Origin of the sequence: Polaromonas glacialis (genome assembly GCF_000709345.1) — a bacterium.
Lineage (GTDB): Bacteria > Pseudomonadota > Gammaproteobacteria > Burkholderiales > Burkholderiaceae_C > Polaromonas > Polaromonas glacialis.
The window spans coordinates 57,956-82,563 of the sequence record NZ_KL448327.1 but is presented as its reverse complement, the minus strand read 5'-3'; the positions used below and the strand labels follow the sequence as shown (position 1 = coordinate 82,563).

At 60.3% G+C, this 24,608-nt stretch carries 20 protein-coding genes and 1 pseudogene; 6 read left to right on the top strand and 15 right to left on the bottom strand.

Annotation, left to right across the window (positions count from 1 at the left end):
* The coding region (locus EC86_RS30260) for a DUF6444 domain-containing protein (protein WP_232230050.1) at window positions 1–778 on the bottom strand (778 nt) is incomplete at its 3' end.
* Between the two features lie 387 nt (window positions 779–1,165).
* Window positions 1,166–3,154 (bottom strand): arsenical pump-driving ATPase, encoded by a 1,989-nt coding sequence (arsA, locus tag EC86_RS0124720; RefSeq protein ID WP_084181749.1) that lies wholly within the window; start codon window positions 3,152–3,154, stop codon window positions 1,166–1,168.
* A 108-nt stretch (window positions 3,155–3,262) separates the two neighbouring features.
* On the opposite strand from arsA, the gene EC86_RS0124715 reads away from it, so the two are divergent.
* The 5 genes from EC86_RS0124715 to EC86_RS0124695 all read left to right on the top strand — a co-directional run bounded on the left by EC86_RS0124715 (window position 3,263) and on the right by EC86_RS0124695 (window position 6,554).
* A complete protein-coding gene (locus EC86_RS0124715; RefSeq protein ID WP_029528424.1) occupies window positions 3,263–3,586 on the top strand; it encodes an ArsR/SmtB family transcription factor in 324 nt (107 codons plus the stop codon).
* A gap of 14 nt (window positions 3,587–3,600) precedes the next feature.
* Window positions 3,601–4,164, top strand: coding sequence for an ArsI/CadI family heavy metal resistance metalloenzyme (locus EC86_RS0124710; protein WP_051676370.1), 564 nt, complete (start codon window positions 3,601–3,603; stop codon window positions 4,162–4,164).
* Window positions 4,165–4,176: 12 nt separating this feature from the next.
* The gene (locus EC86_RS0124705; protein ID WP_408633939.1) at window positions 4,177–4,671 is read left to right on the top strand and encodes an arsenate reductase ArsC; all 495 of its coding nucleotides are present in this window, start codon (window positions 4,177–4,179) and stop codon (window positions 4,669–4,671) included.
* A gap of 8 nt (window positions 4,672–4,679) precedes the next feature.
* Entirely contained in the window at window positions 4,680–5,747 is a 1,068-nt protein-coding gene (gene arsB, locus EC86_RS0124700) for an ACR3 family arsenite efflux transporter (RefSeq protein ID WP_036774171.1), read from the top strand.
* Between the two features lie 405 nt (window positions 5,748–6,152).
* The gene (locus EC86_RS0124695) at window positions 6,153–6,554 is read left to right on the top strand and encodes a YkvA family protein (protein WP_029528420.1); all 402 of its coding nucleotides are present in this window, start codon (window positions 6,153–6,155) and stop codon (window positions 6,552–6,554) included.
* 413 nt (window positions 6,555–6,967) lie between these two features.
* Here EC86_RS0124695 and EC86_RS0124690 read toward each other — a convergent pair whose 3' ends face one another.
* The 13 genes from EC86_RS0124690 to EC86_RS0124630 all read right to left on the bottom strand — a co-directional run bounded on the left by EC86_RS0124690 (window position 6,968) and on the right by EC86_RS0124630 (window position 23,247).
* Window positions 6,968–8,035, bottom strand: coding sequence for an FAD:protein FMN transferase (locus tag EC86_RS0124690; RefSeq protein WP_156955513.1), 1,068 nt, complete (start codon window positions 8,033–8,035; stop codon window positions 6,968–6,970).
* 64 nt (window positions 8,036–8,099) lie between these two features.
* Entirely contained in the window at window positions 8,100–8,546 is a 447-nt protein-coding gene (locus EC86_RS0124685) for a c-type cytochrome (protein WP_029528418.1), read from the bottom strand.
* A 281-nt stretch (window positions 8,547–8,827) separates the two neighbouring features.
* Window positions 8,828–9,496, bottom strand: a complete 669-nt coding sequence (locus tag EC86_RS29700) for a toxin-antitoxin system TumE family protein (RefSeq protein WP_051676369.1) — start codon at window positions 9,494–9,496, stop codon at window positions 8,828–8,830.
* A gap of 34 nt (window positions 9,497–9,530) precedes the next feature.
* Window positions 9,531–10,079: a nitrous oxide reductase accessory protein NosL gene (locus EC86_RS0124675; protein ID WP_029528416.1), complete on the bottom strand. Its 549-nt coding sequence runs from the start codon at window positions 10,077–10,079 to the stop codon at window positions 9,531–9,533.
* Complete coding sequence (locus tag EC86_RS0124670) at window positions 10,076–10,900, bottom strand: ABC transporter permease (RefSeq protein WP_198026915.1); 825 nt, start codon at window positions 10,898–10,900, stop codon at window positions 10,076–10,078. The genes EC86_RS0124675 and EC86_RS0124670 overlap by 4 nt, the downstream gene beginning before the upstream one ends.
* The gene (locus EC86_RS0124665; protein WP_029528414.1) at window positions 10,884–11,837 is read right to left on the bottom strand and encodes an ABC transporter ATP-binding protein; all 954 of its coding nucleotides are present in this window, start codon (window positions 11,835–11,837) and stop codon (window positions 10,884–10,886) included. Before EC86_RS0124665 ends, EC86_RS0124670 begins: the two co-directional genes overlap by 17 nt.
* A gap of 4 nt (window positions 11,838–11,841) precedes the next feature.
* The gene (locus tag EC86_RS0124660) at window positions 11,842–13,044 is read right to left on the bottom strand and encodes a nitrous oxide reductase family maturation protein NosD (protein WP_051676388.1); all 1,203 of its coding nucleotides are present in this window, start codon (window positions 13,042–13,044) and stop codon (window positions 11,842–11,844) included.
* Window positions 13,045–13,126: 82 nt separating this feature from the next.
* Window positions 13,127–15,316 (bottom strand): 4Fe-4S binding protein, encoded by a 2,190-nt coding sequence (locus EC86_RS0124655; protein WP_408633938.1) that lies wholly within the window; start codon window positions 15,314–15,316, stop codon window positions 13,127–13,129.
* Between the two features lie 129 nt (window positions 15,317–15,445).
* Complete coding sequence (gene nosZ, locus EC86_RS0124650; protein ID WP_029528411.1) at window positions 15,446–17,374, bottom strand: TAT-dependent nitrous-oxide reductase; 1,929 nt, start codon at window positions 17,372–17,374, stop codon at window positions 15,446–15,448.
* Between the two features lie 595 nt (window positions 17,375–17,969).
* Window positions 17,970–20,042: a nitric oxide reductase activation protein NorD gene (locus EC86_RS0124645; protein WP_029528410.1), complete on the bottom strand. Its 2,073-nt coding sequence runs from the start codon at window positions 20,040–20,042 to the stop codon at window positions 17,970–17,972.
* 19 nt (window positions 20,043–20,061) lie between these two features.
* Window positions 20,062–20,859 carry a CbbQ/NirQ/NorQ/GpvN family protein gene (locus EC86_RS0124640; RefSeq protein ID WP_029528409.1) on the bottom strand — a complete coding sequence of 266 codons (798 nt, stop codon included), beginning with the start codon at window positions 20,857–20,859 and terminating at the stop codon, window positions 20,062–20,064.
* 19 nt (window positions 20,860–20,878) lie between these two features.
* The gene (locus EC86_RS0124635) at window positions 20,879–22,264 is read right to left on the bottom strand and encodes a cbb3-type cytochrome c oxidase subunit I (RefSeq protein WP_029528408.1); all 1,386 of its coding nucleotides are present in this window, start codon (window positions 22,262–22,264) and stop codon (window positions 20,879–20,881) included.
* A 113-nt stretch (window positions 22,265–22,377) separates the two neighbouring features.
* Entirely contained in the window at window positions 22,378–23,247 is an 870-nt protein-coding gene (locus EC86_RS0124630) for a c-type cytochrome (protein ID WP_029528407.1), read from the bottom strand.
* Between the two features lie 845 nt (window positions 23,248–24,092).
* Between EC86_RS0124630 and EC86_RS29695 the strand changes: the two are divergent.
* A pseudogene (locus EC86_RS29695) lies at window positions 24,093–24,608 on the top strand (IS1380-like element ISCARN34 family transposase); the annotation flags it as partial.

The following is a 24,608-nucleotide window of genomic DNA, read 5'->3' as shown; positions in this document are numbered from 1 at the left end:
ACCAAGTGTGGGTGGCCGTGGCGGCCGTATGCAGCCACTGCAGGCAAGACGCTACGCGCAGGCCCGATTCATCGACATGCACCACCGCTGCGGCCTGCACGCTTTGCACGATGGCCTGCACCGTGGGCACCAGCGCCTGCGCGGCCTCGTGCACCCACTGCACCAGCGTGGCCGGCGAGATGTCCAGTCCATACAGGTCCTTGATGAGTTCGCCCGCCCGCGCGAAAGGCAGCAACTGGCCCTGCGTCAGGTGCACCGCCAGCGCCCGCACGTTCGGGCCGTATTGCGCGACTTCACACACTTCGGGCGCAAACTCGTTCTCGTGGAGCTTGCCGCACGGGCAGCGCAGTTGCAGCGTCTGGAACTCCACCACCTCAAAACGCACGGCCGGGATGTCAAACACCTGGCCGCGCCGGTGAACTTGCGCATCACTATTGGACAGCGTCGCCTGGCAGGCATCGCAGCGCTCGGGCAGCGCATGCCGGATGACGATGTCTGGCCTGTCTGTTTGCTCCAACGTCTTGCCCGCGTGCCCGGCCTGACCGCCCGGCTTCCTGCCCGAGGCCACGCGCAGCGAGGTCGTCTTTTTCAAGCCGTCCGAAGATGGCGGCTTGCTCGAGTTCTTGCTGTTCTTCGATGCCTGGCCTTCGAGCTCCTTGATGCGCAAACGCAGTCTTTCGACTTCGCTCGTGAGCGCCTGCACTTGCCCTTGCAGCGCTTGGGCTTTCTCGTTCATGGCCTGGAGCGTCAGGTCGGCAGTAGCGTCTGGTTCTTGCACGGCTTCAAGTTTGACATAAACCCCTTGGGCTGCAATTCAGGAGGGCTGAACAGTCACGCTGGATTTTGAATAGTGGAAAGGGATGATGGAGTGCCGGCCTACGGATCACAGCCGTTTTTCGCATCTGGTTTGCGAGGGTGCAAAAACCCCTCGTTTTTTGGACACCCTCTGGCAGCGCGGCAAGCATAACAAACGCTTTACATATGCCGGCCCTGACCTTGCCAGTCATTCCGATCCAAAAACGCTAGCCAGCGCGATTGCACAACAACATCCAAAAACCCTGAAATTTCACCGTCAGCATAGACGCTGGAAGCGGTTCTATCGTTCACGCGTCTGCCATCCTAATACCCGACATTCGCGTAGGCCCGCCTACAAATCGCCATCAAATCAGGCGACCAGCTTGCCCAGCGCCTCTACGCCAATGGGTGGGTGCGCAAGCCACGGCAATACGTAGGCCTTCTTGGCCAAGTCATTTTCGACCCTCGCCATCTGTTTGGCTTCACCCGTCAATCTGGCTTGCAATAGGGGGTCATGCGTGTCGGCGGCCAATATGCTTTTGTTAATGACCCAGGCGAAGGGCTCAATTTGAGCTCTGCGAAGGTCCTCCTGTAGCGCTTGAGCCTGCAGTACGGGCGTGGTCTCTGGGAGAGTCACCAGAATGATTTTGGTGTACTCGGGGTCTTGCAAACGCATTAACGGTGTGACCAGACGGGCTGTGCCGTGATTTTCAAGTTCTCGCACCATCTGACGGTGGTACGCACCGGTGGCGTCCATCAGCAGCATCGAGTGGCCGGTAGGGGCGGTATCCAACACCACAAAGGCACTACGCGCTTCACTCACCACGCGCGAAAACGCATGAAAGACGGCGACCTCTTCCGTGCACGGTGACTTGAGGTCTTCGAACATCAACGCCCGCTCCTGCTCGTTCAGACCGGCACCTTTGGTGGCCATGATTTTGTCGACATAGCGCTGGGTCTCAACAATGGGGTCAATCCGGTCGACCCGAAGGCCTTCCACAGCGCCGTCCAGTGTTCCAGCTAGGTGGGCGGCCGGGTCAGTGGTGCTCAGGTGTACGGTTTTGCCGCGTTGAACCAAGCCCAATGCGAGGGCCGCAGCAACCGTTGTCTTGCCGACACCGCCTTTGCCCATGACCATGATGAGGCCGTGTCCAGCCATTGCCAGCGTATCGGCCAGCGCAGCCAAGCCCATTCCTTGTTTCATCGTTGGTGCGACCAATGCCTTGTTCCCCAGGTCTGCTTGCTTGCTGGTAACGAGCAATGCGCGCAGGGCCGGGAGTCCGACGGTATCGAAGGCGCGCAATGGAACCTGGTCTTGCGGGAGCTCGCGCAGGTTGTCCGGCATTTCATCAAGGGCTTGTGTTCCCAGCGCTTCAAACGCATTGGCGACCTCGTCGGCCTTGTTGCTCGCATGGAACACGGCATTGACGACCAGCCTCTGGTTGTTCAACCCCAGCGCCTTCAACTCATCGGACGTACGGGAAGCTTCTGCGATGGCGCCTTTGTCGGGCCGGGTCACCAACACGACTGAGGTCAGCGCAGGATTGGACAAGGCATCGAGTGCAGCTTTGAAGCGAATCTCTTGCATCTTCAAGCCCGAATGCGGTCCAAGGCAGGACGCCCCCTGATCGTTATTGGCCAGAAAACCGCTCCAGGCTTTGGGCAAGCTCAGCAACCGCAGAGTGTGGCCGGTCGGTGCTGTGTCAAAAACAATGTGGTCGTACTCTTGGTTTTTATCGGCAAGCAGTGAAGAGAACTCATCGAAGGATGCAATCTCGGTCGTGCAGGCGCCGGACAGCTGTTCGCGCACGGTCGAGATTTCTGCGGTGGTGGCGTCTTGCGCCATTTGGTCGACAACACGTTGCCGATAGGCCTCAGCCGCCGCGTCCGGGTCAATATTGAGGACAGACAAGCCAGGCGCTCCCGGCACGGGGGTGGGATGGTTGCTCAGAGGAACGCCCAGCATCTCATCCAGGTTGGAGGCAGAGTCGGTACTGACCAGAAGTACCTTCTTTCCGCAGTCTGCCAAATGAAGGGCTACTGCCGTGGACAGAGAAGTCTTGCCCACTCCACCCTTGCCGGTAAAAAACAGGTGCCTCGTGGGCTGCTTGAGCAGCTCCAGTGGCGTCGGTGTCAGCCAGACTTGCACCCTCTCATGGGAAGGAATGCCGCCACTGTGGACGAGCTTGCCATCAACCATAACGGCGGGGGTAGCATGAATGCCAAAGCGCTCTCGGTCTTCTTTGCGCTCATTGAGCGTGATGTTCACTGGGACGCCCAAGCCCTTGGCCACACGCTCCACCAATCCAGCGGTGCTATGGCATTTGCTGCATCCCGAACCCAAAACAACGATGTCCATACGAAATCCTCCAAGTTGAGGCGCAGGAAATGCCCGCACCCATGACCGCAAAAAGGGTCGTCACACGTCTGTCATAAAATACTTCCAAAACTATTGTATTATTTCTGTATGAAAGAAGTTGACGTTGTTCGCTCACTTGCTGCGCTAGCGCAAGAAGTTCGCCTTCGGGTCTTTCGCGCCCTTGTGGTGGCGGGAAAAGAGGGGCTCACGCCTGGGGTCATCCTGGACAAGCTCGGGATGACGCCGGCACTCCTGTCCTTCCATCTGAAGGAGCTCGTGCAGGCCGGGCTCGTGACCCAGGAGCGCCAAGGGCGCAACCTGATTTACCGCGCATCGTTTGACGCCATGAACGAGCTGTTGGGCTACCTCACCGAAAACTGCTGCGCTGGCGAGGGCTGCCTGACCTCCGACGCCACCGCTTGCCACTGCTAAAAAGGAGAAACGCCATGAAAAGATTCCACGTCCATGTTCACGTCGACGATTTGGTCAAAAGTGTTGCCTTTTATTCCAAGCTGTTCGCATCCGAGCCGGCACGGGTGGAGGCAGATTACGCAAAGTGGATGCTTGATGACCCGCGCGTGAATTTCGCCATCTCCACCCGCGGCGCCAAGCCCGGTCTGGACCATCTGGGTTTTCAGGTGGACGATGCCTCGGAACTGGAGGAACTCAAAGTGCGTGCGCAATCTGCAGACATGAGCCTGCTCGATGAGGGTGCCACCACATGCTGCTATGCCCGCAGTGAAAAACACTGGATTACTGACCCCCAGGGCATTGCGTGGGAGCACTTTCACACGCTGGGCAACATTCCCGTATTCAACGAGGCGGACAAGTCCGTGGCGGCTGGCGCATGCTGTGCTCCAGCGCCAGGAGCTACCAAGACCGAACCCACATGCTGCGCGCCGGCTGGCAATGATGCGACCGCTTCTGCCGGCTGCACGCCCACCGCTGAATCTGCCGCAAAACCTTCCTGCTGCGGCCCCAAGCCATCAACAACCTCTTCTTGCTGCTAATCCATGACCACAATGTCTTGCCTGAACGTCCTGTTTCTCTGTACCCATAACTCAGCGCGCAGCATCCTGGCTGAGGCTTTGCTAAATAGCATGGGCAAGAGCGGTTTCAAAGCCTATTCCGCCGGTAGCAGCCCACGAGAAAACCAGCAGCCTAACCCTTTGGGTCTGCAGATCCTGCAAAAGGCGGGTATTTCCATTGAAGGACTGCGCAGCAAAAGCTGGGATGAGTTCGCAATCCTTGACGCCCCCAAGATGGACCTCATCATCACCGTCTGCGATAACGCGGCCGGTGAGGTGTGCCCCATCTGGCCGGGTCACCCTGCCACCGCACATTGGGGGTACCCCGACCCATCCGAAGGTGATGGCTCAGATGCTGAAAAACTCGAAGCCTTCCGCAAGACCATGCATGCGATGAAACGCCGCTTGGCGCTGCTCATCAGTCTGCCAACAAGCAAGTTGGCAAAGGGAGTTCTGCAAGGAACAGCCCGTGACCTCGCCAAGAGTTGAGTCCCGACATGAGCAGCAATCAAATGACGCTTGGCCAGCAGGCGGCAGTCGCGCCCATGAGCGTGTTCGAGCGGTATCTGACCGTCTGGGTATTCCTGTGCATCGTGGCAGGCATCGCAATGGGACAACTCTTGCCAGATCTATTTCAGGCCATTGGACGCATGGAGCTTGCCAAGGTCAACCTGCCGGTGGGATTGCTCATCTGGGTGATGATTATTCCGATGCTGGTGAAAGTGGATTTCGCAGCACTGGGAGAGGTACGCAAGCACGTCAAGGGCATTGGCGTCACCCTGTTTGTGAACTGGCTGGTCAAGCCGTTTTCAATGGCATTTCTGGGTTGGCTTTTCATCCGCCATTGGTTTGCCCCGCTTTTGCCGCCTGACCAACTCGACAGCTATATCGCCGGACTCATTTTGCTGGCGGCAGCACCCTGTACTGCCATGGTGTTTGTCTGGAGCAGGCTGACAGGGGGAGACCCACTGTTCACGCTGTCGCAAGTGGCACTGAACGACAGCATCATGGTGATTGCTTTTGCACCTTTGGTGGCATTCCTGCTTGGACTCTCGGCCATCACCGTGCCTTGGGATACCTTGCTGACCTCGGTGGTGCTCTACATCGTGATACCCGTCCTCCTGGCTCAGTGGCTGCGCAAAATCCTGCTGGCTAAAGGCACAGCGGCTTTTGATGCCGCGATGGCCAAGATTGGACCCTGGTCAATCACGGCGCTTTTAGCGACGCTGGTCTTGCTCTTTGCCTTCCAAGGCGAAGCCATCTTGAAGCAGCCGTTGGTGATTGGCCTGTTGGCCGTGCCCATACTGATTCAGGTGTTCTTCAACTCAGCATTGGCCTATTGGCTCAACCGTGCGGTCGGTGAGAAGCACAGCATCGCTTGCCCATCCGCGCTGATTGGCGCCTCCAATTTCTTTGAACTGGCGGTGGCCGCTGCCATCAGCCTGTTCGGATTCAACTCTGGGGCAGCGCTGGCCACAGTGGTTGGCGTTCTGATTGAAGTACCGGTGATGCTGTTGGTGGTGTACATCGTGAATAACAGCAAGGACTGGTATGAGAGGGCCTGAAGGTCATTTCCGAAGAATGTTGCGAACTCGCTCGATAGCAGTCAATCCGCAATGACTGCTACTGCTGCGAAGTTGTAGTTCGCAGTAAATCTCAGGGTGCCTGTTTTTGCTTATCTGACCTGAAATTCATTCGCAATTATTGCTGGCTCGCGCCGATGGAATGCAGGCCGGCGTCGGTAAATGCAGGTTCATTCGCAGTTATCTCTGGTTTGAGAAGTCCGCTGGACGCAGTTAATTCTGGTCGAAAAAACTGTTGATTGCAGGTCGGACTGTTTTTGAATGCAGGTCGCTACACCTATTGGGCACATCGCGTTGCCGGGAATAAAGTTTTGGCAGTGCCCGACTCATAAACTCGACATTGTCAAAGCATGACTGAATTTTGATAAGAAGTTTTTGGAGGTTTTTGTGAACATATTTACTGCCTTGCGCGGCTGGGCCAAACAACTCAAACGAGACGGTGTCACGCTGTGGTTTGCGTGCAAGCACCCACTCACTCCGTGGTATGCCAAGGCGCTTGGGGGTTTTGTAGTGGCCTACGCCTTAAGCCCGATCGACCTGATTCCAGACTTCATCCCGGTGCTGGGATATGTGGACGACGTGCTGCTGCTTCCGGGCCTGATCTGGCTGGCGATTCGCTTGACGCCTGCGGCAGTATTGGCCGAGTGCCGCCAGCAGGGCGCTGAGTGGATGGCGCGAGAGGGGGCGAAACCGCGCAACTTGTGGGGTATCGCTTTGGTGCTGACAGTCTGGGTTGGAATAGCGTGGGCCGCCTGGCACTGGTGGTCGGTCTCGCAGGCCCTTTCTTGATACCAAAGCAAACATGCCTTGGTGTCCAATACGATCGTGGCTCACAACTTGTAAGTTGTGATCTAGGCTGAAAAGCTTACGAATCCGGGGTCAAAACATAATGCAATTGGTTTTGGGCCTGGCTTATAAGTGGACCTGTGTCTTTTGAGCTGGAGAATGAGCCACTTTGCCATCCGTTGCACCCCGTCTTGGCATTGACCAGAGCACTCAATGCCGAGTTGTTGCTTTCGTCCGATCAGGCGTTCGGCGCCGGCGCGGGGTCGACGGTCGATGCCTTCATGCGCACCTCTCGGAGCGCACGGCCCGCGCCGCCGATTTGCAGGTCAGCCGGCCAAGCGTAGCGTTCACCTGGTCGATGGCTTTCCCATACCGGTTTTGCCACTTTCGGCAGGTGCTTTTCAGCTGTATGCGGATCAGCGCATGCGCGGCCGCTTTGCCGTTTCAGCCGTTTTTCCTGCCGCGATCCGCTCGCGCATGGCCGGCGTCATCTCGACATTCCGGTTGGCATCGATCAGCATGACTTCGTTCAGGCCGAGCCGCTGCGCCGTTGCGCGCCAATGCAGCGGGCCGGCGATGAACAGCGGCTTGGAATTCCCGTCCGAGCGCAAGCCAGCATCAGCGCCGCCGGACGTGATGATCGTCACCGACGCCACCAGGTCGATGGTTTGCCCGGTGCGGCCGTCGATGATGTGCGGATGGCGCTTGCCGTTCTTCATGAAATAACGCTGGTAGTCGCCGCTGGTCCCCATCGCTTCGTTGTCATGCAGTTCCACCGCCGCCACCGTGCCCTCGCCGCGCGGGTTCCGGATGCCGACCTTCCAGGGCCGGTCGCCCGGCTGGCCAACAGCCAGCACATTGCCGCCCACGTTGATCAGCGCTGCATTCACGCCGGCATCGCGCAAAATCCGCGCCGCCTGGTCCAGCGCATACCCTTTGGCATAGCCGCCCAAGTCGATCATGACCGCCTTGTTGCGGCTTGAAACCTGCAGGCCGTTGTAGCGCAGGTCGGACATGCGCGGATTGGCATCGACCCAGCGCCTGATTTCCGCCGGCGCGGGCGACTGCTCCGTGATGTCGCTGCTCTGGAATCCCCACAGGCGGATCAGGTGACCGATCGCCGGGTTGAATAAATTGTCCGATCGCTCGGCCAGTTGCGTGGCCGTCTGCAGCAGGCTGACCATTTCGGCATCGGCCTGGTACGACTCGCCCCGTGCAATGCTGTCGTTCAGGGCGGTCAGTGCGCTGGGCTCCCAGGCATGGAACTTGTGGTGCAGCCGGTCGAACTCGCTCAGCACGCGCGCGCCCAGTAGATTCGCGCGCGCTTCCGGCTCGCCGTAAATCGCGACCTCGACCGGGGTCCCGAACACGTAACCCGGAATGCGGTGGATGGCGTCATTGGCGGCGTGGCTGCTGGGCCACGACAGCACCAGCAGGGCGCTGGCCAGGGACTTGATGATGGTGAGCAGGATTTTAGGAAACATGGACGAGACACCTTTTCGGGCAAGGGAGCGTCAAGCCAGACTGGCCGACGCTTCCTTGGTCAAATCAACTTGCCTTGCTGACCATGTAGTCAACGGCGGCCTTCATCTCGTCATCCTTCAAGGCAGCATTGCCGCCGCGCGCCGGCATCATGTTGATGCCATTGATCGAATTGGTGTAGAGCGTGTCCATTCCCTTGGCAATGCGCGGCGCCCACAAGGCCTTGTCGCCAAATTTCGGAGCGCCCAGCACGCCTGCGCCATGGCAGGCCAGGCAGGTCGCGGTGTAGATTTTTTCGCCCTGGGCCAGCACTTCCGCGCTGGGCGCCGGACCCTTGGCTGCCGCTGCGGCCGGCGGTGCGGCAGCGACGATTGGCGCCGGTGGCGTGACCGGCGCTGTTGCCGCTGGCGTCACCGCTGCCGGTGCTGCCGATTCGCTGGTCGTTGGGGCTTTTTCGCCGCACGCGGCCAGAGCCGCAACCAGGACGAGGGGCAATAATTTGTAGGCGTTCATGATTTGATTTCCTGTCGGGGTTGAAAAGGTTGAAAAGGTTGAAAAGATTGAAAGACGGGGTGAGGGGATGAATTGCAGTTGACTCGATGGGCGCCGTGCTCCTTGCCAGGCTCCCTGTTGTGGCGGCGCAATCCGTTGCCGCATTTTTTAAAGCACATTTATTTTGACCAATAAACGAGTTTTCAGCATTAAATGTGCCTCTTGCTCATACTGGGATTGCGCAAGCAGCTATAAATTAAGTAGCAAAAATTGTTAGGCATTTCAAGCGCAATGATTTCCAGTCAGGCGGGTTTCGCGCCAAGGAAGGACGGCGCTGCCAGCAAAGGGTCTGACAGCAAGCGGTCCAGCAGCCCGGACAGGTTGAGCCAGCAGTCCGTACCAGGCAACGTTGCGCTGTCTGGCGCCAGCGTGCCGTCTTCCCTGTGCAGATGGTGAGGTCGTGTCGTGCAGTCGGGATGCGAGGGCGCGGTATCGATTCGCAATTCGAAGCCATCCCAGGACCAGCCGATGGAATATTCCTGACGGCTGAAATAGCGCACTTCCACCTTCAGTCCGGTATCAAACGACAGCATCAAGGCATCCTGTGCCAGTTGGACCGGTTCAGAGAGGCGTGACGCGTAATGGGTTTGCAGCTGTTGCCGGAGTCCCAAATGCACGCTGATGGACGGTAAATCAATTTCATTGGCGGCATTGGCGGGACCGAGTTGCGACACCATTTCCGCCCTGATCTGCATGCGGGTTTGTTCCAGAATCAGCGCACTCAGGTAAAGCTCATAAGCGGGATGTTCGGCCACACGGGCTTGCCCGATTTGCGCGAGCAACCCGGCTTCACTTTGCACCGCGTAACGCTGCAAAACCGCCTTGCGCGATTCACGCAGGCGATAGTTGGTTTCTGCAAACAAAGCCTGCAGTTCTTCGGCGCTCAGGGGCGCTGGGGTCAAGGTTTCCATGGCGGGGGTGAATTCGTGTTTCAAGCGGGCTACCTCAACGCGACATCGTGGCGTCGTGCGCCATACCGCCGGTCAGGTTGACCATGTCGGGTGTGATTTGCGCAAAGCGCATCGTTTGGCCGCCTTCTTTTTTGGCAAAGTTGTCGGCGTCCAGCTGGCTGGAAAACGAGCCGAAGGTCGGCCCCATGGAGCCGCGTTTGCGGCTTCCGGTCACGTAGAAGGCCGTTTTGGCATCAATCCAGTTCGCCTCTGGATGATCCCAGTCGGTCTTGCCCATGTCCTGCACAAACACGGCGCTGGGCGGGCGTTTTTGCTCCGGCATGAGCAGTGCGGTAAACAGCTCGACCAGGTCACAGTAAAAGTCGGGTGCGCCTTCGGCATAGTGAACCTGCCCTTTGGGACCTGGAAAGTCTTTGAGCACCATGCCATCGACCACGCAGGCGGTGTCGCTGCCGGGCTCCAGCGCCACTGCTGGCTGAAGGGCGCGGTTGCAGGCCGGAAGCAGTGCCAGCAGGGCCAGGGCGCCGGCCCATTGGATGGATGTGCGCAGGCCCTGGCGCCTGGCGGTATTGATCGCTTTCATTTGAATCTCCAGTTGGCGAATAGGAAGGGCACGATGATCCAGCCCAGCATGATGCTCATCAGCACCATCGGGTTGGTCAGGCTGCCCGGCATGACGGTGGCCAGGCCATACATCGTCTGCACCTGCTGCGAACTGAAGATGTTCAGCAGCCGGAACACATCGGCCGGGTTGAGCATCAGCAAGCCGGCGAAAACGGTGCTGCTCAGGCTGCCCTTGCTGGCCACCAGCAGACCCATCAGCAGCAGGTCAAACACCAGCACGAAGAAGAACCAGGTCCCGATCGCCATGCCGCTGGCACGCATGCGGTCTTGCGACACCACGGACAGCCACAGCGACAGGCTCAGGAAAGCCATGCCCATCAGGACGGCAGAGAAAACAAAACCTGCGTAATGGTAAAAATCGCGCGTGCCCAGCTGGTTTGCCAAAGGCAGCAAGCCTGCGCCAAAGCCAATCGCCGTGGCGCAGGCCAGGGCGGCCGACAAGCCCAGGTACTTTCCGAGCAAAATTTCAAAGCGGGTGATCGGCATTGACAGCAGCAACTCCAGCGAGCCGCGTTCCCTCTCGCCGACGATGGCGTCGTAGCCCAGGATCATGGCGATCAGCGGCACCAGGTAAATCACCAGGCTGACCAGGCTGGAGATGGTGACATCGATACCGTGAAAGCCAATGCTGCCTTGCTGCGCCGAACCGAAGTAGGCAATCGCCAGCGCAAACAGCGCAAAAATCACCGCCACCGCGAGAACCCACGAGTTGCGGATGCGCTCGCGCCATTCCTTGGCCGCGATGACGCGAACCTGTGCCCACTCAATGTGCTTGAACATGCTGCTCCCCATAACCCAGAAACAGGTCTTCCAGCGACGGCTCGCGCACCGCAATGTCCTGCACCGCACCGCCAAGCCCAAACAGCAGTTCGAACACCGCGACTTTTTGCGCCGGCAGACAGGAAATGCGCGCGTGCTGGCCGTTCATGGTGATTTGCAGCCCGGCCATGCGCGCCAGCCCGGCCTCTATGCGGGCTTGCTGGCCGGGCGCCAGCGTCACTTCGATGACCGACGGCAGGACGCGCTGCGTGCGCAACTGCGCCAGCGTTCCCTGCGCGGCAATCTGTCCGGTTTGCAAAATCACCAGGCGGTCCACCCGCTCCTGGATCTCGGCCAGAATGTGCGAGGTCAGGATGATGGTGGCGCCTTGCGCCTGTACCTGGCGCAGGATCTGGTAAAAATCATGGATTCCCTGCGGGTCCAGGCCGTTGGTCGGTTCGTCCAGAAAAATCAGGTCCGGCTTGCCCAGCAGCACCTGCGCAAAGCCCAGTCGCTGGCGCATGCCCTTGGAATACCCGCTGACCCGCCGCCCCGCTGCATCCGCCAGCCCGACGCGCTCCAGTAGCGCCGCGCAACTGCTACGCGGCACCTGCTTCAGATCGGCAAACAGACGCAGTATTTCCAGGCCCGTCAAATTGTCGTAGGTGACAAAGCTTTCAGGCAGGTAGCCGATGCGCCGCCGCACCGCCCTGAAGTCGCGGCCATCGATGGGCACGCCATGCACCCGGATGCTGCCTGACGTCGGCGAGATGAGTCCCAGCATGAGCTTGAACAGCGTGCTTTTGCCGGCCCCGTTGGGACCGATCAAGCCGAACATCTCGCCTTGCACCACCGACAGGCTGATGCCGTCCAGCGCCGTGATGTCGCCATAAATCTTGCTGACATCGGCCACTTCGATCACGTTGGTTTTTTGGATCACTTCAGCCGTGCCCGCCATTTTTTCATTTATCACTCCAGCGCCTCCAGTCCTGATGCGCAGGCTGCATGCGCGGATGCTTGTCCACAATACTGGGCGCGCGCAGCACCGGGAACTGGCGCGCGACAAAGCGCAGCGTCTGTATCGAAGGGCTGGTCAGCAGCAGCTTGAGCAGCGGGTATTGCCAGTTAAGCCGGTCCACTACATCATTGGCTTCATAAGCCATGTCGCCGATGCCGTCGGCATTTTGATCCCAGCCGCTGTAATTGCTCCAGTAGTTGCCCCGGTCGCGGCCCCATTGCACATCGCGCGCAGCAACGTATTTGATTTGCTCCTGGTTGCTGATGAAGTCATTGCCATCGACCTTGTTGTTGCCGGAGCCGGCCGTCAGGTGGATGCCCACGCGGTTGCCAATGACCAGGTTGTCCCGCACGGTGTTGTATTCGGCGTCATAAATGAAAAAACCGCGCCCGTTGCCGGCAACGACGTTGTTTTCAATCACCGAGTCCTGAATCGTGCGCAGCATGATGCCGTGGTCGGCGTTGCCCCAGGCTTTGTTGTTGCGCACGGTCAGATCGCGCACTTCCATCAGCGCCAGGCCGCCGCGATTGAGGTAGGACTCGTTGTTTTCCCAGGTGCTGTGGTTGGTGTTCATGTAGTGCGTGCCATAACGCAGGTGATGAATCTTGTTGCCCCGAAACAAGGCATTGCGGGAGACATCCACATAAATGCCGTCGCGTGCGTAACTGATGTTGTTGTCGATGATTTGCACATTGCTGGTGTTGAACACCTGAATGCCGTCGCCGCGTGCCGCCGACGGCAAATCACGCTTGCCAGTGATGATGTTGTTCACGACGCGCGCGTCCTTGACGCTTTCCAGCCACACGCCGAACAGGTTGTAGGGCAGCGAGTTGTTGCTGATCCTTACCCGGTCCGAGGCGGGTTCGACATGAACGCCTGAGTTCTTGGCCGCCAGGTCGATGCCGCTGTCCCGGATGATGAAGCCGTCGATGCTCACGTCAGCCGCGCGCACCCGGATCACGTCGCCGCTGCCTTGCGCGCTCAGGGTCGGTCGGCCAAGGCCTTGCAGCGTGATCGGCTTGTCGATCAGCAGTTGTCCGGCGTAAACGCCTTGCGCCACCTGAACGGTATCGCCAGGCTGGGCCGCACGGATGGTTGCGGCAATCGATTCGCCAGGCTTGACCAGCAGCACAGCGCCCCAGGCCATGTTGACAGACAGCGCCAGGCTAGCGGCGAGCAACACGGCCCTGGACGTCCAGGCATAAAGCGCGGCTACCGCCTTGTTCACGTCAGGCTTTCCTTTCAGCCAGTTCCGCCGTTTTTTCGGACAGATTGCGGCGCACGCTGTCCAGCGGAATGAAGTAGCCCTTGGCATTGATGGCGGTCAGCGGCAGGCCTTGCTTCTCGCGTGTCTTGCGCTCCTTGACCAGCGGCGGACAGGCATGGTCGTCGTAATACAGGACCATGCAGTCGAGGCACAGCATGCATTCCATCGGGTCGATCTTGCCGGCAGCATCAATCGCATGGGAGCCGCAGCCGGCGGCGCACGCATGGCAGGTCTGGCATTCTGCCTTGCGCTTCAAACCGGACAATGGGAACTTTCCGGGGATGGCCAGGCCGGCGCCCAGCGGGCAAATGTATTTGCAATACGGACGCTCGCTGAGGAAAGACCAGCCCAGAATGCCGCCAACGAACAGCCAGAATGGCCAGGTGCGGTTCCACACGCCGACGATGAAGGTCGTCTTGAAAGGCTCGATTTCAGCCAGCTTTTCGGCCGTTTCCATCCAATAAAAAGACACGCCGAGCAGGACAAAAAACACGCCGTACTTGATCCATTTGAGCTTGTCGTGCAGCGGTTTGGGCAGCAGGCGCTGAAAACGCTTCAGGCCAAGCCACTTGCCGGCGCTGTGCGCGAGCTGCTGCAGCGAGCCGAACGGGCATAGCCAGCCGCAGAACACACCGCGCCCCCACACCAGCACCGTGACGACGATGAACAGCCAGAAGATGAAGATGAACGGGTCCGACAGGAACAGCTCCCACTTCCACTGGTTCAGCATCGAATGGAACCAGGTCATCACCTGCGTGATGCTCGGTTGCGCCTTGAGGTAAAAGCCCAGGAAGGCCACACTGGCAATCCATATCAGGTGATGCGGCACCGCTGTCCACGGCTTGTGTTTGCGGCTCGATCTGCGCACCAGCTTGTCGCGCAGCGAATACACCAGTGCGGTCACGCCCAGGAGGAGGACAAACAGGGTGATTTCAAGCTTTTGATTTTTCCAGATCGACTTCCACGCTGCTTCCGGGCGGTCCACATGCGGGCGACCGCCCTCCAGATAGCGCGCAGGCAGCCACAGTTCCTGGTCGAAGTGCACAAAGGTTTTGCTGCCGGTTGCGGGATTGACCTTGTTGGCCAGCACCGTCAGCTGCCATGGCCAGGCCGGATTGAAACTGGCCGAGCGAATGATGAAAATCGCCGACTCTTTAAAGCCTGGCACACCGGCGGGCTGCAGACCGTAAAGATTCTGGTAGTCGGTATCCATGAATGTGAAGGTCATCGGGTCCTGGCGCACCTGCACCCGGTCGTAAATGCCGCCGCGCACGTAGCCGGAGCCCTTGAAGGTCTCCTGCCCGTTGCCGATGATGAAGATCGCATGTTCGTCCGGCTTCAGGTCCTGCATCAGCCTCTGGTAGCCGCGTTCACCCAGCAGGCTGTTGCCAATTGCCGGGACATTGAGGTAACCGAAATACAAATCCATGTACGACTGGGACTGATCCGGCAGACCCATGTCGGATGCCGTCACCACCAGATGCTGCACGCTGCCTTCCTTGAGCAAGCCGGCCCAGTCCAGCGGCTCCTCTTTCAGCTGCGTAAAGCGCGCTGGCGGCCGGGGCGTGCTCTTGATGAGGCCAACCTGTTTGCCGATCTCGTAGGCACTGCGTGAGATCACCTGGTTTTCGGCAATCGCGGTGACGGTCGCGCCGCTGATGGCGTCCAGCCCGATGGCGTCATCGCCTTCCCGGTCGCGGCCGATCACCAGCTTGGCGTCGGCGGCTTTGCCGACATACTGGGCAATGAATTTAAGCAGTGCGGACTCGGGAATTCCGGCCAGCAGGATGGGTTCCGAGTGCTTGAGCACACGCACCCCGGTGATGATGCCGCGGGTGTCCATGCCAATCAGCGTGACAACCGGCTTGCCCGAATAGGCGGGAATATCGACCACGTCGGTTGAAAGAAAAACATAGCCCACCAGGCGCGTCTTGTCGCCTTCGACGGCGTACGCTTCAACATAATTGGGCGCGCCCTTGCGCTTGGAAAACTGCTGTGCGGCGGGCATGACATCGCGGCAAGGCGCTGCCGCGCACAGGTCCGGTCCGTGCTTCAATTGCTCGGACAGCTCGGCGTCGTAAACGGTCGCCTCGGCCTGTGCCGCAAATGGCAGGCAGAGCATGAAGGCCAGGACGATGAGCAGGGGGCGCAGCAGGCGCCTGCGGAAAACTGAATGTTCCATAAAACTACGGTCCGATCGCGTCAGCGTTGGGTTGAACGCTGTTTGAGGCTTGGCAAGGTGCGTGGCACACACCTTGCCAAGGTTGCATCTGGCGCGAAATTACGCCTCGATCAACAAGCGGCTGCGCATTTCAAGGTGCAGGGCGTGGCAGAAGTGCGTGCAGTAAATCCAGTAGGCACCCACGCGGTCCGCCTTGAACGTGACGGACTTGGTTTCCTGCGGGTTGACGATAAAACAGATGTTGTAGGTCGGAATCGCACAGCCATGCGTCAGGTCCTCGACCTTGTCATAGTTGGTCAGGGTGATAGTGACTTCGTCGCCCTTCTTGATCTTGATGACCGGCATGCTGAAGGCTGGCGCCTGTGACATCAGGCGCACATGGACCTTGTTGCCCTTGCGCTCGATTCCGGCGTTCTCGGCCTTGACCGCATTTGGGAAATCATCCATGTTGTAGATCTGGCGCGTCTTGACCACGTCGCGGCGCACGATGATGCCGTCATGCGGCTCGGGGTAAGCCGTGTGCTCTGCCAGCGTCACCATCTTTTCGCCGCTGATGTTGATCAGTTGCTCGGTTTCCGGATGCAATGGGCCGACGGGCAGGAAGCGGTCCTTGGAAAACTTGTTGCCGGAATTCATGTACTTGCCATCCGCTTCCTTGGTTTCGCCCATCGACGAGTAACCATGGCCGGGCTGAAAATTCACGTCCATCTTGTCAAGCACAACCTTGGCGGCCTTGTCGCCCTTGAACTGCGCTATAGCTGCTGCGACGTTCCACTTGACAACCTGGCTGTCGAGAAACAGCGAGGTGTAGGCATTGCCCTTGCCGTCAAAAGCGGTGTGCAGCGGTCCCAGGCCGATCTCAGGCTGGGCTACGACGACTTCACGCAGCTCTTTCAATTCGCCGTCAAACCATTTCAGCACCAGGGACAGCTCGATCACCGAGGCGGTGGGCGAGAGTTTGTCGGCGGTGACAAAATATTTTCCGTCCGGCGAGGCGTTCACGCCGTGCGGATTTTTGCCCAGCGGGACATAGCAGGTGACGGCTGTCTTCGGGTCTGGATTGGCGGCCTTGCGGCCATCGACCACCGGCACCTTGGAGCTGCCGATGGTGGTGAATTTCCCCTCCTTGACGAGTTTTTCGATGCGCTCGATGTGGAAGAACGTGCAGGCATCGCGCTCGGCCGTCATCATTCCGGCCAGGTCAGGCGCGTTTTCGGTGTTGTAGTTGGTCGAGCCGGCCAGCTTGCCGTCATACGAGGTGGCCACCAGTTCCATGTTGCCGTCGATCCGGCACTGCCAGCGCACGTCCATCGTGGCGGCATCCACGCAGGTGAACAGGCAACCCCATTTGCTTGGGTCATCCAGGTCGCGGCCATCGTTGGGCAGCGGGGTATGGAATTCCTGTCCGCAGAACACGCGCGTCGTGTAGTTGATGGCTTGGTCCACTGGATCGCGCTTGTCAGTAAAAATGCCGTGAAACCCCATCACGTTGGGCAATTCGGTGATCTTGTCGCATTCCATGGTGTCCATGCGGATGCGGGCCAGCCGGGAATGGATCTTGTCATTGGTGAACAGCCAGCGGCCGTCGTAGGTGCCGTCCTTGTAGCTGCCATGCACATGATGGGTATCGCCGGTGGTGTACTTCAGGCTGCCATCGGGCTTGGTGCCCATGATCGCCTTGGACTCATTCGTGATGCCCCAGCCCACCATCGGATCGATGTTGAAGATCGGGATTCGGCGCAAGGTACGGCCTGAAGGCATGCCCAGAATCCGCGCTTCGCCGGAGTGGCCGCCACTGGAAAAGTGATAGTAGTCATCGAGCTGTCCGGGCGCCAGTTCATGCCCGGCCGCTGGCGCTGCTGCAGCGGCTGCAGCCGGTTTGGTCGCGACTTCATCCTTGCAGCCGGCCAGACCCAGCGACACGCCGGCACCCGTCAATCCCAGCAGCGCACTTCTGCTGAGAAAATTTCGACGACTTTTGCCCTTGGCCAAGTCTTCGTCGTGCTGGTTTTTTTGTTCGGTTTTCATGAGTGATTCCTAAATTGGTATCTGGAAAATGCGCTGCCCGCTTCATGCGGGTCATCGAATTTATGGATGAAGTCACCGTTGCGCTTTCCACGAAAAGTGGTGCAGTGTTGACTTCGAAAGTGCTGGGCGTGACCAGGGACGATTAGCAACTCGGAATTTGGGCTCTTTATCTTGAAATGGGAGCCGAAACTCTGTCCGTACGCTGGAACGCTTAGTCTTATTTTTTTACAATATTGACCAAGCGGCTTCGCTTTTGATCTCTTCATTCAGATGCATCAAATTACTTGAGAAATGAAATGTCGCTACTTTTCGCAAAAATCTGTTAATTTTTCAGGTGAGTACACAAAGTAGTGGCCGAAAGTCATGCATTCATGATAGGAAGTCCTTAAACATGTATTTAATATGAATGTTATTTTACCAATTTAAATGCATTTGAAATGTATTTTTTAATCTGTTACAACCCATGTCCGTTTAACAATAGTTTGTTGAGACCGAAGGTAGAGATTGATCGGTGGCCGGCGTGCAATGCGTCAAGTGGCGTGCGGCAAGGTTGGCTGACAGGGCGTGCGCTAAAAATCGCTCCAGCAGCCTGCAATCATGCCGCCACCAGCCGGCGCAGCCAGTCCAGCAGCACACCAGGCAGCAGCTCGGGCCGGGGCAGCAGGGCATAGTGATGCGGCCCGAACACCGCCGGCAGGTAGTTGGCCGCTTGGCGATCAATCGTCAGGCAGAACGGCGAAATGCCCTGCAGCTTGGCTTCAAGCACGGCCTGGCGCATGTCCTCGACACCGTAGCGGCCTTCGTAGTCGTCCACGTCGTTCGGTTTGCCGTCGGAAAGCAGCAGCAGCAGCCGGTGCTCGGCGGGCTCGCGCATCAGCAGGCTGCAGGCGTGGCGCAGGGCGGCGCCGGCGCGGGTATAGTGCTCGGGCTCCAGGCCGGCGATGCGCTGCGCGACCGCGCTGTCATAGCGCTCGTCAAACCGCTTGATGCTGCGCACAACCACCGCCTGGGGCCCTTCGCCTGAAAAAGCCAGCACGCTGTACGGGTCGGCCATGCCGTCGAGCGCCAGGCACACCAGCAGCAGGGCTTCGCGCTCGACGTCGATGATGCGCTTGTCGGCGGTAATCCAGCCGTCGGTCGAGCCGCTGACATCGACCAGCAGCATCACCGCCATGTCGCGCCGGCTGCGCCGCTCGGTCTGGTAAAGGCGCTGGGCCATCGGCAGGCCGGCGCGAAAGTCGGCCTGGCTTTCTATGTAGGCCTGCAGGTCGATGTCGTCGCCATCGAGCTGCCTGCGCAGGCGGGTCCGCTGGGCGCGCAGCAGCTCAAAGCGGCGGCGGATTTCATGCAGCATGCTGCGGCGCGCCGCCAGCGTGTCGTCCACCCATTGCTGCGGCCCAAAGGGCGCGGGCAGCAGCAGCACCGTGGCGCCCGGGTCGCGGTAGGCGCGCAGGCGCCAGTCCCATTCGGGGTAGTGGCGCTTTTCCGGCGCCTGGCCCGGCTGAGCGTCCGCGCCGCGATGGGTGCGCGCTTCAGGCGGGTCGTCGGAAATCAACACTTCCTTCGGCTTGCCGGGCGCTGACACTAACCTAGCCTCGGGCAGTTCGGACAGGGCATCGGCAAAGTCCTCGGATGCGGTGGTCTGGTCGCGGTCGGTCGGGCGCTGCAGGCCCATCGGGTCTTCGGCCTTTTCCTGGGGCTGGGCGGTTTGCACCATCCAGGCGCCGGGCTGGCCGTCGTCCTCGTCCTCGGGGTTGTCACGCACCTCGGGCCGGCGGGACAGGCGGGCGCTGCGCGGCGATGGGCTGCCTTCGCTGTCGTCGTCCCCGCCGGCGCTCTGGCCGCCAGCCTGCGGGAGCGGCGGCGTTGCGCGCAGGTCGCCGGTCCATGCGTCGCGCCACAGCAGGCGCGTGCCCCTGAGTGCCGACGCGGCGCTGCCGCCTAGCGCGCTGGCCAGCGCACGGGCCTGGGTGTTGGCTTGCGCCGGGCTGGCCGGCAGTGCAAACAGGCCGGCATCGAGGTCGCCTGGCAATCGGGCGGTGAATACGGTGTCGCCGCCGGGCGCGAGCGCGGCGCGCGCCAACTGCTCGATGAGCCGCAAGGACGCCGGAAAGGCCTCCAGTGGCGGCCTCAGCGCCAGTGCCTCCTTCCGTAACGCGACCAGCGCGGCGGCCATTCCTGGTAATCGGCTGGCCAGCGCCGCATCGGCCGCCCGTGCTTCGAGCAGCAAATACAGTTCGCGCTCCAACTGCGGCGCATCGCCTGGAAGATGCTTGGGGCTGCCGCGTTCCGCGCGCATGGCCTGCTGCAGCGCCAGCGTGCAATATCGCGCAGCCGCCGAGGCTGTGCCGGATGGCCCGGCCTCGAGCGACGCCGGCAGCCAAATACTGCGCCCGTCAGTGGCCGGAATCGCCTGGTGCCCCACCGGCAACTGGTGCCTGAGCAGCTTTCGGCCAATCCATGAAGGCCGTGCCGGCGGCTGCGCCGCACGCAGCGTCAGGCTCAGGCCGAACGCTGCGGCGACCAGCAGGTCGAGCCGCCGCGCCATGTCGGCGAGTTGCAGCGCTGCCGGTCCGGCCGGCGCGGGACGGTGGCGGCGCCACAGCGCCTGCGCATACACCGTGGCATGCCGCGCCGCATCGGTGATGACGTCTTCCGCCTCGGCCATGGAGCGCTGCCGTGTCTACCTAGACGAACAGCGCGTCCACCAGGTCGCGCATGGCGCTAACCAGCGACGGTTCGTCCGACAGGGGCGATACGATAGCCGCATGGCAGGCCTGGGGCACGGCAATGCCTGAGGCGATGAGCCTTGCCGCCGCGATCAAGAGGCGGGTGCTCGGCACTTCGGCCAGGCCCCGGTCCCGCAGACCGCGCAACCGCTGGCCCAGGGCGACCAGGCCGCGCGCCATGGGGGGCTCGACGCCGCCTTCATGGAGGACGATGGCCGCTTCCAGGTCGGCCGGCGGAAAGTCGAAGTCGAGTGCGACAAAGCGCTGGCGGGTGCTGGGCTTCATGTCCTTGAGCATGCGCTGGTAGCCGGGGTTGTACGACACCACCAGCTGGAAGCCTTCGGCCGCCGCCACCACTTCGCCGGTCTTGTCGATGGGCAGCATGCGCCGGTGGTCGGTCAGCGGATGCAGCACCACCACCGTGTCCTGGCGCGCCTCGACCACCTCGTCGAGGTAGCAAATCGCGCCTTCGCGCACCGCCCGGGTCAGCGGGCCGTCCTGCCAAGCGGTGCCATCGTGGCGGATCAGGAAGCGGCCGATCAGGTCGCTGGCGCTCAGGTCGTCGTGGCAGGCAATGGTGATGAGCGGGCGACCCAGCCGCCAGGCCATGTACTCGACAAAGCGCGTCTTGCCGCAGCCAGTGGGTCCCTTGAGCATGACCGCCAGCTGGCGCGCATAGCATTGCTCGAACACCGCCACCTCCTGGCCGGTGGGCAGGTAGTAGGGGGCTTGCACGGCTTGCGGCACTGGGGCCATCGGCTCGGCGTTCACCTGCTCAGGCCATGGCTGGTCGTGCCGGACGCGCTGGCTTAACGGGCCGCAGTCCCGGCTCGGGGTCGCTGCTTACTTCAAATACCGGGCTGTAGCGGAAAAAATCAATGATGAACAGCGCCACGCCGATGGCGAAGATGGACGCGGTGATGATCAGCATCACGAAATGGATCTGGATCTTCAGCTGCGCATCGAGGTAGCCCATGCCCATGATGCGCTCCAGGTACACCTGGCCGATGCCTGCGGTGGCAAACGACAGCGTCATGCCGAACATGCCGGCGATCTGCATCCAGAAGGAGGTATAGCCCATCGCCGTGCCTTCCTCCGGCCGGCGGGTGAAGGCCGGCAGGGCGTAGGTAATCATCGCCAGCACGATCATCGCGTAGGCACCATAAAACGCCGCATGGCCGTGCATGGCGGTGATCAAGGTGCCGTGCGTCCATTTGTTGACGCTGGGAAAGGTGTGCGCCAGGCCCAGCAGGCCGGCGCCGAACAGGGTGAACACCGCGCTGCCCACAGTCCAGTGCAGGGCCAGCTTGTTGGGATGGGCCAGGCCCGAGCGACGGATGGCCGAGTACGCGTACATCGCCATGCCGACCAGCGCCAGCGGTTCGAGCGCGCTGAAAACCCCGCCAATCGGCAGCCAGTAGCTGGGCACCCCTACCCAGTAATAGTGGTGGGCGGTGCCCAGGATGCCGGCGATGAACACCAGGCCGACGATGACGTACAGCCACTTTTCCATTACCTCGCGGTCGGCGCCCGACAGGCGAATCAGCAGGTAGGCCAGGAAGCCCCCCTGGATCATTTCCCACACGCCCTCGACCCACAGGTGGATAGTCCACCAGCGGTAGAAGATGGCCACGGTGTAGTTCTCGTACTCCAGCAGCGCCGGCAGGTAAAGCAGCGCGGCCAGGCCGAGGCCGCCGATCAGCACGCCCTCGGTGGTGGTGAAGCGGCCCGAGTTGCGGATGGTCATGGCGATGTTGTAGAGGAACATCAGCATCACGATGACGATGACGATCTTCGACGGCAGCGGCTGCTCGAGCAGCTTGTTGCCGGTGCCGTAACGAAACAGGTAGCCAACGACGGTGGCCACGCCCATCAGCGTCCACAGCACCAGCTGGACATAGGCCAGCTTGGTGCTGTACAGCTCGGTGCGCGATTCGTCCGGCACCATCCAGTAGGTTGCGCCCATGAAGCCGGTGAGAACCCAGACGATCAGCAAATTGGTGTGGATCATCTTGGTCACGTCAAAGGGCAGGATGTACAGCAGCGGGTCGGGCCCCAGGTACTTGGCGGCCGACAGCAGGCCGAACACCAGCTGCAGGCCGAACAGGGCCAGCGCCACGGCGAAATACCAGTAGGCGACGGATTGCGATTTGTATCTCATGGCGGACTCCGGCGAGAAAAAGCGACTAATAGGCGAATGAAAGGCGAATGAAAGGCGAACCAGGACGGGGAATGGTGAACTGGCGCAGGCGCGGGGCCAACGCGCGCTGCACGTTACTTGAGCGAGGACAGGTAGGCGACGAGCTGGTCGATCTGCGCCGGCGTCAGGTCCTTGGCATAGGTCGTTGGCATGAAGGATGCGCCGTTGGCCGAATACATCGGGCCGGGAACCACATGCGCGCTGGGCTCGGCGATGGCTTCGTGGATATAGCCCGCCAGGTCCTTGGCCTTGCCCTTGTAGTCGCTTGACGCCAGCAAGGCCTGGGTGCGCGCCGACAGGCCTGCCAGCGACGGCCCGGCCATGTTGACGCCCGGTGCCACCGAGTGGCAGGCGGTGCAGGCCGGCGTGGCGCTGCGAAACAGTTTTTCGCCCAGAGCCATCGGGTTGTCGTCGCCAGCGACGGGCCGTGCTCCGGGAGGCGTTGCCGCCGTGCTGCCACCCAGGGCTGCCGCGCTTTGCTGGGCCACCGACATGTCCGAGCCAGGCAAGGACGCGCCGGTCACCAGGATGGGACGGGGCGGCCAGCCCTGGTTGTCCACCTTGCTGACCCAGTCCATGAAGGCGATCAGGTCGCTGATGTCGGTCGGGCTCAGGTCCTGCTTGGGCATCAGCCGGCGGTGGCGGTTCTCGTCGTAGAACTTGGACGGATCCTGAAGGTAGGCCGTCAGGTAGGCCTCGCCCCGGTGCTGGGTGATCTTGGTCAGGTCGGGCGCGTAATAGGCGCCTTCGCCAAACAGGGTGTGGCAGTTGATGCAGTTGTTCTTGTGCCAGACATCCTTGCCGCGGGTGACGGCCGGCGTGATGTTTTCGGCATGGGTGAGCTTGCCGAACTGCCGGTGGCTGTCCAGCGTCAGGCCGATGAACACCAGGGCGGCCAGCAGCGAGGAGCCGATGGCAAACAGGCGGGTTTGTCGTTTGTTCATGGCGCGGTGCTCCTAGACACTGATGCCGGACCAGTATTTGATCGAGATAAAGGCAGCATACAAAATAGCCACCAGCATCAACAGCACCACGACATGGCTGAATATTTTCAGCGGTCCGATCCACTTTTGCATGAACGTCTCCTGCGTAGTTGGCCCTCAATGTAAAGCCAGCTCATGAATTTATTCATTTTGTTGCATTCGCATACATAACCGTTTTAGTTAGGAGTGAGTTATTTGCGGGTTTGATTGCTTTGGAATGCATCTTCACCAGGCTCTTAAGGCACGGTCGGCACGTATGTGCATCACGGCAACGATGCAGCGCTGAGCACGCCGTCGCAGGCGCCTCGTTCTGAATCGCCCGTATCAGAACGAGCCGGCAACGTTATTCCACGGTGCGCTTCGAGGCGGCTGATTCGCTCGGCATACAGTTGGGTCAAGGCGCCATGGTGTTCGGCCGCTGCCTGTCGCTCTACAAGGCTGAGAAAACCCTTGCAGTGCGATTTTTCCCCAGCTTTCTGCGTTGACCCCCAAAATGGCTTCTCTGATGAGAAAAGTCGGAGGCAAGGCTTCGACCAAAGTCAGGGCTTGGCTGCGCGTGAAAACAGCAAACTCAGGAGCCGAGCCTGGAAATGCCATAGGTTAGCTGCGGCATAAGCGGCAGCGCACGCGAAATTGTTCATGGTCAGACCCGCTGCGTACCGCGCTGACGTGCGTTATGTCAATCCAGCCCACTGGGTTGACATAACCCTGAATCCGTGATCTCGTTGTCAGATTTTGGTGGTTTCCTTATTGAAATCAATGAGTTGGCCGCCAAGTTCAGCTCACCCTGCAGGTGAGCTAAGAACATGACCGACTTTCTTATCAAACGATTGCCCTACGACCTGAGTTCGCACGCCGGACTGGCCTTCATTGGCCAATACCTCAAGCGCATCAATATCAACGCGCTGATCGATCCGGCCTTCCCGGTCCGCTCGGGCATTGCCAATAGCGACATCCTCAAGAGCTACCTCGGGCTGCTGTGCCTGGGCAAGAACGACTTTGACGCCATCGAGAGCTTTCGGGGTAACGCTTTTTTCATGCGCGCGCTGGGGTTGCAGGCGGTGCCGTCGAGTCCGACGCTGCGCCAGCGCCTGAACACCCAGGCCAGCGACTGGTTTGAACTGGCCGCGCAGATCAACCAGGCGCTGCTGGGCAGCCGTATTGAAGGGCGGCCCATTGATTTTGGCGCGCTGGGCTGCGGCTACACGCCAGTGGATCTGGACACCTTCGCGATGGACAACAGCGACACGCAAAAGGAACTGGTCGGGCGTACCTACGCGGGGGTTGATGGTTACTGTCCGCTGGCCCTGCAGCAGGTAGTT

Excerpts from the sequence above, each read along its gene's own strand:
- EC86_RS0124665 (WP_029528414.1), bottom strand. The coding sequence starts at position 11,837 with ATGGCGGGCACGGCTGAAGTGATCCAAAAAACCAACGTGATCGAAGTG.
- EC86_RS0124690 (WP_156955513.1), bottom strand. The coding sequence starts at position 8,035 with ATGTTTCCTAAAATCCTGCTCACCATCATCAAGTCCCTGGCCAGCGCC.
- EC86_RS0124685 (WP_029528418.1), bottom strand. The coding sequence starts at position 8,546 with ATGAACGCCTACAAATTATTGCCCCTCGTCCTGGTTGCGGCTCTGGCC.
- arsB (WP_036774171.1), top strand. The coding sequence starts at position 4,680 with ATGAGCAGCAATCAAATGACGCTTGGCCAGCAGGCGGCAGTCGCGCCC.
- EC86_RS0124635 (WP_029528408.1), bottom strand. The coding sequence starts at position 22,264 with ATGAGATACAAATCGCAATCCGTCGCCTACTGGTATTTCGCCGTGGCG.
- EC86_RS0124710 (WP_051676370.1), top strand. The coding sequence starts at position 3,601 with ATGAAAAGATTCCACGTCCATGTTCACGTCGACGATTTGGTCAAAAGT.
- arsA (WP_084181749.1), bottom strand. The coding sequence starts at position 3,154 with ATGGACATCGTTGTTTTGGGTTCGGGATGCAGCAAATGCCATAGCACC.
- EC86_RS0124640 (WP_029528409.1), bottom strand. The coding sequence starts at position 20,859 with ATGGCCCCAGTGCCGCAAGCCGTGCAAGCCCCCTACTACCTGCCCACC.
- EC86_RS0124715 (WP_029528424.1), top strand. The coding sequence starts at position 3,263 with ATGAAAGAAGTTGACGTTGTTCGCTCACTTGCTGCGCTAGCGCAAGAA.
- EC86_RS0124670 (WP_198026915.1), bottom strand. The coding sequence starts at position 10,900 with ATGTTCAAGCACATTGAGTGGGCACAGGTTCGCGTCATCGCGGCCAAG.
- nosZ (WP_029528411.1), bottom strand. The coding sequence starts at position 17,374 with ATGAAAACCGAACAAAAAAACCAGCACGACGAAGACTTGGCCAAGGGC.
- EC86_RS0124660 (WP_051676388.1), bottom strand. The coding sequence starts at position 13,044 with ATGGCCTGGGGCGCTGTGCTGCTGGTCAAGCCTGGCGAATCGATTGCC.
- EC86_RS0124675 (WP_029528416.1), bottom strand. The coding sequence starts at position 10,079 with ATGAAAGCGATCAATACCGCCAGGCGCCAGGGCCTGCGCACATCCATC.
- EC86_RS29700 (WP_051676369.1), bottom strand. The coding sequence starts at position 9,496 with ATGGAAACCTTGACCCCAGCGCCCCTGAGCGCCGAAGAACTGCAGGCT.
- EC86_RS0124630 (WP_029528407.1), bottom strand. The coding sequence starts at position 23,247 with ATGAACAAACGACAAACCCGCCTGTTTGCCATCGGCTCCTCGCTGCTG.
- EC86_RS0124645 (WP_029528410.1), bottom strand. The coding sequence starts at position 20,042 with ATGGCCGAGGCGGAAGACGTCATCACCGATGCGGCGCGGCATGCCACG.
- EC86_RS0124705 (WP_408633939.1), top strand. The coding sequence starts at position 4,177 with ATGTCTTGCCTGAACGTCCTGTTTCTCTGTACCCATAACTCAGCGCGC.